Consider the following 14,056-nt stretch of genomic DNA (forward strand, 5'->3'; position numbering starts at 1 on the left):
AAACTATAACGAAATTTCTCCGCGTAAAGCAGTTTCAAAAACATCTTTAAATTCAGATTGTGGAATATTGTGTCCAAGCAAATACATCAATTTTGTAATTGCAGCTTCTGTAGTAATATCTTTTCCTGAAATAACGCCAAGCGATTTTAGTTTTGTGCTGGTTTCGTACTGCCCCATATTTACACTTCCGCCAGAACATTGTGTTACATTTACAATGTGTAATCCGGACTGAATTGCTTTTTGAATTAAATTTAAAAACCAATCTTCGGTTGGAGCATTTCCTGAACCATACGTTTCTAAAACAATTCCGCGTAAATCTTTTATTGCTAAAATTGAAGATAAAACGACTTCGCTCATTCCGGGAAACATTTTTATAATAGCCACATGATTGTCTAAGTTTTTATGGACAATTAGTTTTGCATCTTTCTTTATTGGAAGAAATAAATGTTTATTTAGCTTCAAATGAACGCCAGACTCAACCAATTCAGGATAATTTGGTGCCGTAAAAGCTTTAAAATGTTCTGCATTTACCTTTGAAGTTCGGTTTCCGCGGTATAATTTATATTCAAAATACAAACAAACTTCATTAATAACGGGTTTTCCGTTTTCCTGAAGAGAAGCAATCTGAATCGCTGTAATTAGGTTTTCTTTAGCATCGGTACGCAAGTCCCCAATAGGTAATTGTGAGCCTGTAAACACAACTGGTTTTGTCAAATTCTCTAACATAAAACTCAATGCCGATGCTGAATATGACATAGTATCTGATCCGTGAAGAACCACAAAACCATCATAAGCTATGTAGTTTTGTTCGATAATTTCAGCAATTTTCGTCCACATTTGAGGATTCATGTTCGATGAATCCATTGGGTTTTCAAAAGAAACCGTTTCAATCGTACAATCCAGTTGTTTGATCTCAGGAATATTTTGCAATAATTTACCAAAGTTGAATGCTTTAAGCGCACCCGTTTCAAAGTCTTTACTCATACCAATGGTTCCACCGGTATATATTAAAAGTATTTTAGCTTTAGAAGACATCCTGATATTTTAATTTATTGACAACAGGATTTGCATACATGGATAAAAATCCAAGTCTTGTTACCGGATTATCACATCCAATACGCATTTCTAAACGACGCTCAAACAATGATTTTTCATTCTCTTTATATAAATGAGAAAATTTATCAGTTTCGTTTAAGATGTCGTAAGCAATAAAATTAGTTGGCCATAATTGGTAATTCTTAAGAATCGAATCATCAATCACTTGTGCCAATGCCTGAATTTGTTTGTTTGCATTGTCATTTTCAGCCACAATCTGATCAATTTCAGTATCTAAAACATCTCCAACTGAAATATGTATTCTCTTTTTGGTTCCCATGATTCCACTTAAAATGGTCATGAAATCCTCATTTTTATCTTTAATATAAATTTCGTTATTTGCTTCTGCCATTAATTGAGGCATTTTCAAAACATCTGTCGGATCGTATTCGTATGAAATAGAAACCGGAACAATTTTTAATTTCTTAAAATAGTCCATTAAATTGGCTTCATCAGAACCCATTCCAATCATTTTTAAAACTCCCGGATTGGTTTCATCATTTCCGTCTTTCGTTCTTCCTTCTCTTTGAGCAATCCAAACCGAACGATTTTCGCGAAGCAATAATTGTCCCATATATTCTGCCAGCAATTTAGAACTTTGCAGCATTTCTCTCGGTGTTAAACCTCTTAAAACCAAAAAGTTTCTGTTTAGTTTTGCCAAAGTTGCCAAAAATGCTTTTTTAACCAAATTATCTCCAATTGCAGATGCTGTCATTACCAAACCATGTTCGAACAAGCAAACATTTAATAATGTGGTATCTAAAAGAATATCTCTATGATTTGATATAAATAAATAAGATGTATTTTTTTCAAGTTTATCAAATCCTGAAGTCGTAAGGCCTTCAGAGCTTTTTTCAAGAACCTTTTGTATTGTATTATAAATAAAGTTGCATTGAAAATCACGAATAGAATGTGTTTTCTTTAATTGATCTTTCCAAACTTCGTCTTCTACTTCCGGAAAAGTAAAGTTCATCATGGTTTTCATCATCGGGTGATTTACAACATCATGAAGTGCTTCATTTATTTCAGAATCATAAAACGGTCGAATAGCATCAAATTTCTGCATCATATCTATTTTTAAGTGGGCAAATGAACAAAAAAAAATTCAAAATAAAGTAACTATTGGGTTAAATACCAAAAACGTCTTTTGAGTTTTGGGTTGTAATTACGGCGATTTCTTCTTCAGAAATAGCATAAATATCGGCCAGTTTTGCAATTACATTTACCAAATAACTACTTTCATTTCGTTTTCCACGATATGGAATTGGCGCTAAATATGGTGAATCTGTTTCGAGCACAATATGTTTTAAATCGATTTGATTTAAAAACTGATCTATTTTTCCGTTCTTAAATGTTACTACGCCTCCAATTCCTAATTTCATATTGTAAGAAATTGCCTGCTTAGCTTGTAATAAAGTTCCGGAAAAACAATGAAAAATCCCAAATAAATCTTCAGATTTTTCTTCTTCAAGGATTTCAAAGATTTCATCAAATGCTTCTCGACAATGAATTACGATTGGAAGTTTGTATTGTTTTGCTAATTGAATTTGTCTTTTAAAGGCAATTTGCTGCTCTTTTAAGTGCGTTTTATCCCAATACAAATCGATTCCGATTTCGCCAACAGCATAGAATTTTCGTTTTGATAATTCCGTTTCTACGTGTTTCAGCTCTTCTTCGTAATTATCTTTCACGTAAGTGGGATGCAAACCCATCATCAAAAACACATAGTCCGGATAATTTTGCTCTAAATCGTACATAGATTGTGTTGCCGCAGCATCAATAGCAGGAATAAAAAAACGGGTTACTCCGGCATTTATGGCTCTTTGTATCATTTCGTCACGATCCTGATCAAATTCTTCAGAATATAAATGTGTGTGCGTATCGGTAATAATTGGTGTTGAATTCAATGTGAAATTTTTAAGAAGCCAAAATTACGACAATATTAAAAACTTTCCCAATTTGAATGTTGTGGCGGTAAATGGTACACGGATTAAACAGATTCACTTTGTGAAAACGCGGATTGCCACGGATTTTTCTTTTGTCAGACTGAGCGAAGTCGAAGTCCCGGTAGAGTAATGTCTCATTTTTGTCATCCTTCCTCCGTCAGGATGACAAAAAATTATTTCCCGGTTTCAATAAAAGCTAATGCCCGATCTAAAACCTCATCTTTTCCTTCCTGAATTCCTTTGATTGTTGGTTTTACTTCAATGTCCGGAACAATTCCTATTCTTTGGGTTTCGCGTCTGTTCGGATAAAAAACGCCGAGTCCTGTAAATCTTGAATAAAATGCTTTTATGGTATCAAAATCACTCACATTTCCATCTGCACCGGCAGTTTGACTTCCAATAATTGTTGTATTTGGCGCTGTTTGAAAACACATTGCAGTCCATTCAGATTGACTTATAGATTCTTCGTTAAGTAACACAATGACTTTACCTTTGTAGTAATCTTTATTATTTTCTATGCCGGATTTTGTTCCTTCATCCCATTTGTATTTTCCCGGATAGGTATAATAAGGTCTTATATAAATAGCAAATTCTTTTTCATTAGTATTTAAAAAATCTGAGATCTCTCTAAAGGTTCCGTTTGGATAATTTCTCATGTCAAAAACAATCGCTTTTGCAGATTTTAATTGCTCTATCATGGTCGAAATATGAAATGGTTTTAGGTTTCCCATGTTTACGTAACCAATGTTATTGTCTATCATTTTAAACCGTACTTTTTTTACCGTACTTTTCTTAAACTCATTTCTATGAGAATCATGATAATTATACCATTTCATTGTTTTTGATGTGTACTTATCTTCTTTTAGAAATTCTAATGTTATGCTATCGGTATAACCCATCTCAATGCGTTTTATGACATTTTTTAAATAAGAACCTTCATTTGAAGCACTCACTAAAGCCCTGTTTTCAGAAATAATTTCACTTATAGTTTTGTCATTTACTTTAGTAATTACATCTCCAATTTTGATGCCATCTGCCTCAGCAAGACTATCTGCAAGAATTTCAGTAACAATTAATTTTTCGTCAATGATTTTGGCTTTAAAAGGCAAATAATGTCTTTCTTTATTAAGATCAGCATCTTGTTTCGGATATCTAAAAAATGTAACATGACTATCATTAAGCCTCACTGTTAATTTTTCCATTGTATTATAAAACACTTCTTCGTCTTTGGCAGCAACAAAATATGGCAGCAATTCCTCTAAACTTTTATCCCATTTTGTATCCATCACATATTTATACGGAAAAAAATATTCAATTAAATTCCAATACATAAATAACGCCACAAGTCTTGGGTTTTTCTCATTATAATTGAGATTGTCAAGATTTTCGTTTCTCACAAAAACATTTTCAACATGATCAAATCCTGCTACGTAATATTGTTCACCTTGAAATCTGTTTTCTTCAATGAACTTGAGTTTCTTCGAAAGTCTTTTCGAAAATGTTTTGCTACTGTTGATCCAAGATAAATCGAAGTTTTTATCAAAATACTCCACATCTTTTGGCACAGCGATTGGTGCAATTTCTTTTATCGGACCAAGATCATCAATCCAGTTCTCGAGTATTAATGAAAATTCTTCTTTGGTTTGTGCTTTATCTATTTTCGGCAAAATATCCAGAAGCTGCTTATCCCAATTTACTTCTCCATTGGCTACTTTTGGATGATAATATTTTAAGAAACCCCAGACTTTGCAAGTGGCAGCAAGCTTTTCTGTTTCGGTAATTTTGGAATGACTAAATGTAATTTGTGAAAAAACTAAAAGAAAAAAGAAGGTGATTTTTTTCATTCAATAAAGGTTAAAATTGGTAAATTAGTTGTGGTTAGTTTATAAAATAAAAATCGAATTTAGAATTAAAAATCCAAATTCGATTACGGGTTTACGTAAAAGCAACTTTTTATAAGCTGCTTTTGTTTGTAATAATTTTCAGGTTGCTTTTTGTTAAACTGAGCAATCCAAAAAAAATTCGCAAAGTATTTTAACTCTTTGCGAATCTCTGTGTAAATTCTTTATGTCTTTTGCGAAAAAATTTATTCCAGTTCTTTTAATAAAATCTGAACCTCAACATAATCTTCATAATCCTGAGGAATCGTCAATAAGATTTCTTTACAGGCCTCATAGTCTTTTTGTTTTAATTTTATTAATGCCAGATTCCACGTTGCTTTATCTTTATAAACAGAAGTACCTGATTTTAGCGTATTAAACACGTTTTCAGCCTTTTTTATTTGGTTTGCTTCTAATAATGAAACTCCATAAAAATATTGAATCTCAGGCGTATTAGTTGTTTTTAAAATAGATTCAAAAAGCGGAACGGCTTCTTTATATTCTTCTGAATTAAATGCTGCTTCGGCTTGTTTTAATACTGCATCTGCATCACTTCTTTCTGTAAAATAAGCTTTTTCAGGATGATTAAAATCTTCAAAGGCAGGATTTTGGTTGTAATTGTAAAGAAGCAATCCAATCAAAATTACGGCAGATGCAGCAACTCCGTAATGCCAAGGTCTTAGCGGGATTACTTTTGGTTTATTTGCATTGAAATGTTTATTAGAAATCTTAGTTAGATTTTCTTTGAAAACTTCTCTTTCCATTTCATACCCAAATTTATTTTCTAACTGAAGATTTACAGCTTTAAAAGTTTCAAATGTAGCGGCAAATTCCTGATCTTCCGCCAATTGTTTTTCAAAGCTATTTTTTTCTTCAACAGTCATTTCGTCCTGAAGATATTGATCAAATAATATGTAGCGTTCCTCGTTCATGACTAATTGTTTTTTAGGGATTTAAAGTTGTTATTTTCCTGAATCCATTGTGTTAACTGCCCAATACATAACGATTTTTTCTTACGGACATAACCGTAGGTAACGTTAAGTTTTTCAGCGACTTCTTCCATTGACTTAATGGCGAAGCTCAGCTTTAGCAATTCCTGACATTTATCTCCCAATTTTAGAAACATAGCGTCAAAAAGCTGCTGTTTTTCATCAAATTGTTCCGTTTGCTCTACCAGTTCCAATCCGGATTCATTTATAGATCCCACATCTTCAGTAATTGTTACCCCTTTATTCGAAGTTTTTTTCAATTCGTTAAGCCATTTTCTTTTGCATAGCAAAAAAAAGTAAGCATCAAACGGGCAAGTCAATTGCAGCGTATTGGCTTTGGCCTGATTAAAAAGCAAAATCATTATTTCCTGAACAATGTCTTGCGCCTGATCCTGATCTCCCGAATTGTTCTTAATGTAAAAAACAACTTTGGGAACGAACTTTTTATAAATCTCCTGAATGATTGCCGAATTATTTACCGCAAGTCCTTCAATATATTTCTGGTCAGGATGAATTTTGATTTTGCCCATAAAAACAACTTTTTAATTAGCTAATGTAAATATAATCTCAAAATAAATTTTAACGATTGGGGTAACAATTATAAAATCAAGTTGATATAAAGTTAACAACAATCTTTTAAAACCATTAAAAAATTAAGAGAAATGGAAAGTTACCAATTTATAGACGACAAAAATCAGGATCAGTTTCACAAATTACTTTCTTCTAAAATCAGAAACGGTTTCGTGATTGTAGAGCATAATGAGAAACTACCGTATGTGGTTTTATCCAAAGAAAAAAAACAAATCAATCATTCCCTGCATTTTGTTCTTACGGTTATAACTTTAGGATTTTGGTCTCTTATCTGGATTTATTTAATCGTTACGCTTTCGCGGAAAAAAGACATTCTGGTCGCACTCGATGAAGACGGGAATTTATTTGAAGAAAAATGCCTCTCAAAATAAAAATTAGGATAACAATTTTTCAACACAAAACATCTATTCATATAAAACTTTATAAAAACAGGAAATCATGAAAACACTTAAAATCTTTATATTTTGTTTTGCTGCGGCCTCGATAATAAGCTGCGACAATGACAACGACCCAACAAACAACGTATGTGATACTACTTATGTTTCTACATTAATTACAAATGCATTTTCTACTGCAAATGGCTATAATGATGTTACAACAATGGATTTGGAAACACATGAATACACAATTCAAATTAATGCCAACGGAGAAATTTGCAGCGTAGGTTATCAAAACCCAACGACATACACAGGCGGTTATACTATGGAAGTTATCAATACAACTACCAATACAAGTTATAGCGGATCGCATACTTTTTCGCAAACTACTTTAGATTATCAATCAATAACACCGGTAATTGTAAACTCCGGCGATATTATTACTGTAAAAAGAACCATTCTTCCGGGATATACAATGCTTAACCAAACGGTAGGACGTGTATTAAGAAAATCAAACAACACAACCGTTCCTTATCCTATTACTCAAGGAACCGCAGTTTTTCTAAGCTCAAACTTTCATGGTGCCGGAGGTCCTGTTCCCGACTTCGCACAACCTTATATAGCGCTGGGTTTTAAAATAAATTAAAATTAGGGGTAACAAAGAATAACACAAGTTGATATAACAGTATAAAACAGGTTGAAAAAATAAATTTTAAAAATAAGGGTAACAATATCAAACCCGAATTGATATAAGAATATAAAAACTATAATTAACCAGAATCTGAAAACCACTTGAAAATAATCAAGACAGATTTATAAAAATTAGAAATCATGAACACAAAATTTAAAACACTTGCATTTTTATTTTTAGCTTTAACTTCATTCGTAAGTTGTGATAACAACGATGGCGGCGAAGACAATGTTATTCTTCCTCCAACTTCAGGCGCTTTTAAAGGAATAACTGAAAAAGGAATTAAAAGAAATACTCAAAACTTTACTATTACTGCAGGAAGCGGAGTAGTTACGCTAACTTCTGCAAAAGGAGTTAAATTAAGCATTAACGGAGACTGTTTGACTAAAAACGGGGTTGCTGTAACTGGATCTGTTGATATTGAGTATATCGAACTTTTTGACAAAGGAAATATGTTGGTAACCAACAAACCAACAATGGGAATTACTGCTGACGGAAAGAAAAACTTATTAATTTCTGGTGGTGAATTCTTCATCAAAGCTACTCAGGGTGGTGTTGCGCTTCAAACTTCTTGTACAATGAATTTAATTGTTCCAACGGCTTTAACTGATGGTCTTGATAATACAATGACGTTATGGAATGGTGCAATTGATGACAACGGAGAATTGGCATGGAGAGAAAACAAACCAAATGCTGATGGAACCGGCGGTGGAAAAGGTGGTGTTCAAGGCGAAGGAAACAACTATTATGTAACTTTTGGTAACTTTGGATGGACAAACGTAGACCGTTTCTACAGCGATCCAAGACCAAAAACGACACTTCTTGTTGATGCTCCTGATGGTTATAACAACACTAATAGTGCGGTTTACCTTTCTTATGATGGAGAAGGAACAAATGCTCTTGCAAAATTAGATACTTATACAGCCGAAGGATTATTTAGCGAACACTACGGTCAAATTCCGGTTGGTTTAGCTTGTCACATCATTTTTGCTACCGAAGATAATGGTCAATGGCGTTATGCAATCAAAGCGGTAACGATAACTGCAAATGCTGTTTATACCTTTACAATTGCCGAAACAACAGTTGGTACAGAAGCTCAACTGGTAGCTGCAATCAATGCTATTCAGTAACTTACAAAATATTTTTTAAGAAAAAGTGATGATTTGCTCATCACTTTTTTTTACATTTAATCAAGTTTTCAAATTAACGCTGATGATTTTCAGAAGCTAATCCTGCTGTCCGCTATATCTTTTCATCCGCAAAAAAGCGGATAAAAAGGATGCCGCTCCCATCAGGGCTAAAAAAGTACCTAGTTATGAAACCACTATCATCTATTCTCTTTATTCTTTTTTCAATATTCTCTTTCTCCCAAACCAAAGTAAAAGATACGATAACCCGAAGGGCCAACATTGGTTTAATCCAAAACGGAAATGCTATTTCGTATAAACCGGAAACGCCGCCTTTAATTCCAATTGCGGGTGCGCCAAAACCGAGTTATTCTTATTTATGGGAACTAGGCGACGGACATTATAGTAAAGAAGCGGAACCAAAACATGTTTACAAAAACAAAGGAACGTACACCACAAGACTTGCCGTAACCAACAATTATGATAACGGAAAACCTCCGGCAACGCGTCCCAAAAAAGTAGCCATTAATGACATCACTGATACTGATTTTAAAGACATTGCTTCAATAGCAGACCAAAACGGATTTGCGATCTTAAAAAACTGCGATCCAATTCCGGAACAGGAAATGGTAGTCGTAGTAGGTTATCAAAATTTAGAGAATTATGTCTCAAGTGGAAAGCTTTATCTTTTTTATAATGAGAAGCAATTTAAAAACAACAACTTCGAATTGGTCGATTTTAGAACTTATGCAGGCGAGCGCGAAGTAAAAGAGAATTTAGTTGCTTCGGTTAATGATCTTGACGATACAAAATCTTATTTGGCTTCTGCCGAAAATACAATCAGAACTAAAAAATATAGAAATACAACTTCTGAAGAAGATCTTGATGCTTCATTATTAGAATCAAATAAAACATATCACAATGTTTCTGTTTTAGAATTTGACGATGCAAATCCGGGCGAAACCCGTAATGTTTTTTATACTTTTAAAACAACTCCGGAAATGATCAAAGATACCAGTGCAACAGTTACGATGCGTGGGATTTATGTACCGAACAGAAGTTATAAAAACCATAAAATAAAAAATCTTGAAATGGAAATTGTAACATCTCACGATCCTAACAAAATGGGATCTAACGGAAGTTTTATGAATTACAGATTAGTTCGTTTTAAAAGAGTAAATTTTAAAACCCGTTTTCAAAACAACGGCGAAGGCCCGGCGAGAATGATTCGGTTAGAAACTGATATTCCGGATATGTTCGATAAAAAAACATTCCAGATCGAAGACATGTATCCAAAATGTCCGATTTGTCCAAAAGGCGAAGTTCCAACCATAAGTTGTCTGGATACAATTATCAAACAAAAACAGATTTTCTTTACTTTCAAAAACATTTATTTACCCGGAAGCGAGCAAAAAAATGTTCATGAAAAAGACAGCACTAAAGGTTTTGTCAAATATTCGATGAAGTTTGCAGAGGATTTTCATAAAGTAAAAACCAGAAGCAGAACTGCCATTATTTTCGATAAAAATGAACCTATAATTACCAATTATGCCACAACCCGATTTTTACCGGGAATTTCTATTGGCGTAAAAGCGGGTTATAATCTTTATCCTGATTTAGAAAAATCGACAAGTTATTTTGTTGGCGCGACGATTTCACCTTTCAAATCGTATCGTTTTTATTGGCAGGCAGAATGGGTCAATGCTTTAAACAAATACGATAATGCCGTTATTATTGCAGATCAAATAAACACAAATGCAAACGGAGTTAGGCAATTGATTCGTACAACAACAGCAACTGAAAACAAAAATATTAATTGGGAAGTTCCTGTTTTGATTCGGTATAACATTAATAATTATATTGGAGTTGGTGCCGGAATTCAGGCCAATATAAATGTTGCTGAAGAACATAACCAAAATATAAAAATTGAAACTTTTGAAGGCGATAAGGAAAACTTTTTAATCAATACAACTACAACAACTAACACAACGAAAACTTCTTTCGCCGATTTTAAAACGGGTTTATTGTTTGATTTAACGGCGGGTTTTGCGAGAATTGGTCCGAGTTTAGGCGCGCGTTATGTGATTAACTTTGAACAGGGTTTTAACTATTTTCAGTTTTATGGAATTTGGAAGTTTTAGTTTTTTTACCATATAAGTTATATAAGTTCATATTACATAAATGGTATTATTAAATACAAATGTCTGTCTGAGAAACAACCCAACTTTAATATGAACTTATATAACTTATATGGTTTAATTTTTCTTTTTTTTAGTCTGAATCTTTCAGGCCAGAAAATTGTTTCTGAAGAAGATAAAATATATAATGCCATTGATGTTTTTGTTGCTCATCCTTCCGCGAAAGCGTTACAAAATTTAAGGAATACCGAAGCTGATTTTTGGAGAAATCCGAAACCAAAAACCAAAGATGAATTATTGGCAATTGTGGTTTTAAACTGCAATAAAGCGTATTATGAAAATCAGTTTGGGCAAACTCAAAATGCCATTTCTAGTTATGAAAAGGCCTGGCAAATCTATCAAAAAAAGAACCTTGACAATTATGACATTATTGAATTTTGCCTGAAACCTTTAGGCAATTTATATACTGTTTTGGGCGATTATGACAGTGCTGAAAATACTATAAAACAATACTTTTTTATCATAAATACTTCTAAAAATTATCCTGATGTGCAAAAACAAAAGTTTGCTGCAATTCTGAATTTATCGAATGTTTATCAAAGTTCCGGCAAAATTTCTCAGGCAATTGAATTATTAGAAAGTACTTTAAAAACCCAGCAATTATCGAATTCGCAGAAAGGAATTTTATGGAATAATTTGGGGAATAATTATTTGCTAAGTTCGGGTGGAAATTTATTAATGCCTGAAACAAATGAAAAAGCTAAAAAATCATTTGAATTCGCCGTTAATTTTCTAAAAAATGAAAAAGGACAATTGGAAACTTTATCCAATTCTTATCGAAATCTGGCTTCGATGAACAGACAATGGCAACGATTTGAAATTGCGAATTATTATTTAGAAAAAGCAGAAATACTTCTTTTAGAATCAAAGAATAAAGAGCCTAGAAAATTGGCAAAACTCTATTATGAAAAAGCTTTATTGCTTTTTGAGGAAAGAAAATATGATGAAAGTTCTAAACAGATTTCGGGCGTTTTTAAACTTTTAATTCCGAATTACAATTCGAAAAATATTCTTCCAAATCAAAATCAATTGTATGCTGAAACGGTTTTGATTGATGCAATCGATTTACAGGCAGAAATACTACAATTTAAGCAACCCAAAAAGGCATTAAAAGCTTTTAAACTTTCCTTTTACATTGAAAATTTACTAATGAACTCTTTGATTTATGAAAACTCTAAAATTATTGCACAATTGCGATCTCGAAATCGCACCGAAAAATGTCTTTCAATTTATGATCGATTGTACAAAGAAAATAGCAAAGTTGAATATCTGGAAGAAGCATTTCAACTTTCTGAAAGAACAAAATCGGGAATTTTAAAAAATTATCGTTCTGCAATTAAAAATGCTTCTGTAGATGAAAAAAAGCTTTTTCTTGAGCTACAAAATGTAAATAATTCTATTTTAAAAGAACAGCAAAAAGGAGATTTGGCAGATATTTCGAAAATAAACCAGTTTATCAAAAAACAAAATGAATTGGCACTTTCGCTGAAAAAAGTTCAATCTGAAAATCCGGATTACATTCCTGAAAATTGCGATTTAAAAGCTCTTTTATCAAAACTTGAAAAAGACAAAGCGATCATGATTTATTATTTTATGGGATTTGAGAATCAATATTATTTCACTTTGCAAAATAATCGAATTTCATTAAATCGACTTCAAATTAGTGATGGAAAAATATATCACATTGTACATTTCATAGATTACTTCAACAATGCAAATTCAATTACAAATGACATTTCGGGTTATAATCGTTCCGGAAAAGTAGCTTACAATTTATTAAACTTACCAACTAATTTGGTTTATCAAAACCTCATCATTGTTCCGGACGGAATTTTAAATTTTCTTCCTTTTGAAGCTTTAATTACACGAGAATCAAAAACAACGAATTTTGCCAAAATGCATTATTTACTGAATGATTTTAGAATTGCTTATAACACTTCGGCTAACATTTATTTGAACTCAAAACCAATTTCTAAATCAGAAAAAACGGTTTTAGGAGTTTTTCCGGTTTTTGAAAAAACCACTTATGAATTGAGCTATTCTAAAAAGGAATTACAATCGATACAATCTAATTTTAAGGGGAAATATTTAGAAAATGTAAATGCCAGTTTTTCAAATTTTAAAAATGATTCCTCTCATTATTCTATTTTGCATTTAAGTACACATGCTTCTTCCGGAGATATTGAAACTCCTGCGAGTATCAAATTTTATGATCGGGAAATATTGTATTCTGAATTGTATAATTTAAATATAAATCCTGATTTAGTGGTTTTAAGTGCCTGCGAAACCGGAATTGGAAAACTCTATAAAGCAGAAGGCGCGATGAGTGTGGCAAGAGGTTTTCAATTTGCGGGAGCACAAAATTTACTGTTTTCTTTGTGGAAAGTAAACGATTATACGACATCTGTTTTTATGGCTGATTTTTATAAAAACATTAAAAATGATGTTTCGTATTTTGAAGCAAATAGAAATGCAAAACTTGATTTTTTGAATGATGAATCGATTCCAAATGCTAAAAAATCTCCTTATTATTGGAGTTCTTTTGTGTATTACGGTTCTATTTCGAAAGAAGAAAAATCGACAAATTATATCTATTGCATCATTAGTTTATTGGCTGTAATTGGTTTATTTTTGATATTCAATCAGTATCGAAAATGGAAAATCTTCACGAAGTTCTCAAAAAAGAGAAATACAAAAAAATAAAATTCAAAGTCACTAAAACACAACATCTTTTAATAAAAGCCAAAATCAACGGCGTTTCAGGAAATTTTATTTTAGATACGGGAGCATCTAACACTTGTGTAGGATTTGAAAGCATCGAACGTTTTGAATTGTCTGCAAAAAAATCTAAAACAAAAGCGTCCGGCGCTGGAGGAACGGGAATGAAAACACAAATTTCTGCTCAAAATAAATTACAAATTGGAAGCTGGAAAAACAAAGATTTCAGCATCGTAATTTTTGATCTTTCGCATGTCAATGAGGCTTTAGAAGCTTTTAAAACAAAACCAGTTCACGGCATTATTGGCGCGGATGTTTTGCTTGAAGGTAAAGCAATTATAGATTATTTTAATCATTATGTTTATCTTAAATAGATTGCAAAATCCCAATATTTAAAATTTCAATCTCTAAACTTTGAGAGAAATCAATAAAAAAATCCCAAAC

Annotated in this window: 12 protein-coding genes; 6 read left to right on the forward strand and 6 right to left on the reverse strand. The window is 32.4% G+C overall.

The features are described 5' to 3' along the window. Positions 1–3: 3 nt before the first annotated feature. The 6 genes from GKZ86_RS11860 to GKZ86_RS11885 all read right to left on the reverse strand — a co-directional run bounded on the left by GKZ86_RS11860 (position 4) and on the right by GKZ86_RS11885 (position 6,440). Positions 4–1,035, reverse strand: coding sequence for an asparaginase (locus GKZ86_RS11860; protein WP_154783334.1), 1,032 nt, complete (start codon positions 1,033–1,035; stop codon positions 4–6). Then, positions 1,025–2,161 carry a 1-acyl-sn-glycerol-3-phosphate acyltransferase gene (locus tag GKZ86_RS11865; protein WP_154783587.1) on the reverse strand — a complete coding sequence of 379 codons (1,137 nt, stop codon included), beginning with the start codon at positions 2,159–2,161 and terminating at the stop codon, positions 1,025–1,027. Before GKZ86_RS11865 ends, GKZ86_RS11860 begins: the two co-directional genes overlap by 11 nt. A 61-nt stretch (positions 2,162–2,222) precedes the next feature. Then, positions 2,223–3,002: a TatD family hydrolase gene (locus GKZ86_RS11870; RefSeq protein ID WP_154783335.1), complete on the reverse strand. Its 780-nt coding sequence runs from the start codon at positions 3,000–3,002 to the stop codon at positions 2,223–2,225. Between the two features lie 212 nt (positions 3,003–3,214). Next, on the reverse strand, positions 3,215–4,885 hold the full coding sequence (locus GKZ86_RS11875; protein WP_154783336.1) for a S41 family peptidase: 1,671 nt from the start codon (positions 4,883–4,885) through the stop codon (positions 3,215–3,217). Between the two features lie 242 nt (positions 4,886–5,127). Further along, positions 5,128–5,853: a tol-pal system YbgF family protein gene (locus GKZ86_RS11880; RefSeq protein WP_154783337.1), complete on the reverse strand. Its 726-nt coding sequence runs from the start codon at positions 5,851–5,853 to the stop codon at positions 5,128–5,130. 2 nt (positions 5,854–5,855) lie between these two features. Further along, complete coding sequence (locus GKZ86_RS11885) at positions 5,856–6,440, reverse strand: RNA polymerase sigma factor (RefSeq protein ID WP_154783338.1); 585 nt, start codon at positions 6,438–6,440, stop codon at positions 5,856–5,858. 132 nt (positions 6,441–6,572) lie between these two features. On the opposite strand from GKZ86_RS11885, the gene GKZ86_RS11890 reads away from it, so the two are divergent. From GKZ86_RS11890 to GKZ86_RS11915, 6 genes are all read left to right on the forward strand, one after another. Then, a complete protein-coding gene (locus tag GKZ86_RS11890; protein WP_154783339.1) occupies positions 6,573–6,872 on the forward strand; it encodes a hypothetical protein in 300 nt (99 codons plus the stop codon). Between the two features lie 67 nt (positions 6,873–6,939). Further along, positions 6,940–7,524: a hypothetical protein gene (locus GKZ86_RS11895; protein WP_154783340.1), complete on the forward strand. Its 585-nt coding sequence runs from the start codon at positions 6,940–6,942 to the stop codon at positions 7,522–7,524. A gap of 185 nt (positions 7,525–7,709) precedes the next feature. After that, on the forward strand, positions 7,710–8,699 hold the full coding sequence (locus GKZ86_RS11900; protein ID WP_154783341.1) for a hypothetical protein: 990 nt from the start codon (positions 7,710–7,712) through the stop codon (positions 8,697–8,699). Positions 8,700–8,884: 185 nt separating this feature from the next. Next, positions 8,885–10,837, forward strand: coding sequence for a PKD domain-containing protein (locus tag GKZ86_RS11905; protein ID WP_154783342.1), 1,953 nt, complete (start codon positions 8,885–8,887; stop codon positions 10,835–10,837). 90 nt (positions 10,838–10,927) lie between these two features. Beyond that, on the forward strand, positions 10,928–13,597 hold the full coding sequence (locus GKZ86_RS11910; RefSeq protein ID WP_154783343.1) for a CHAT domain-containing protein: 2,670 nt from the start codon (positions 10,928–10,930) through the stop codon (positions 13,595–13,597). Further along, the gene (locus tag GKZ86_RS11915; protein ID WP_154783344.1) at positions 13,549–13,986 is read left to right on the forward strand and encodes a retropepsin-like aspartic protease; all 438 of its coding nucleotides are present in this window, start codon (positions 13,549–13,551) and stop codon (positions 13,984–13,986) included. Before GKZ86_RS11910 ends, GKZ86_RS11915 begins: the two co-directional genes overlap by 49 nt. Positions 13,987–14,056 lie beyond the last annotated feature (70 nt).

It is taken from the genome of Flavobacterium sp. LC2016-13 (assembly GCF_009707955.1).
Taxonomy (GTDB): domain Bacteria; phylum Bacteroidota; class Bacteroidia; order Flavobacteriales; family Flavobacteriaceae; genus Flavobacterium.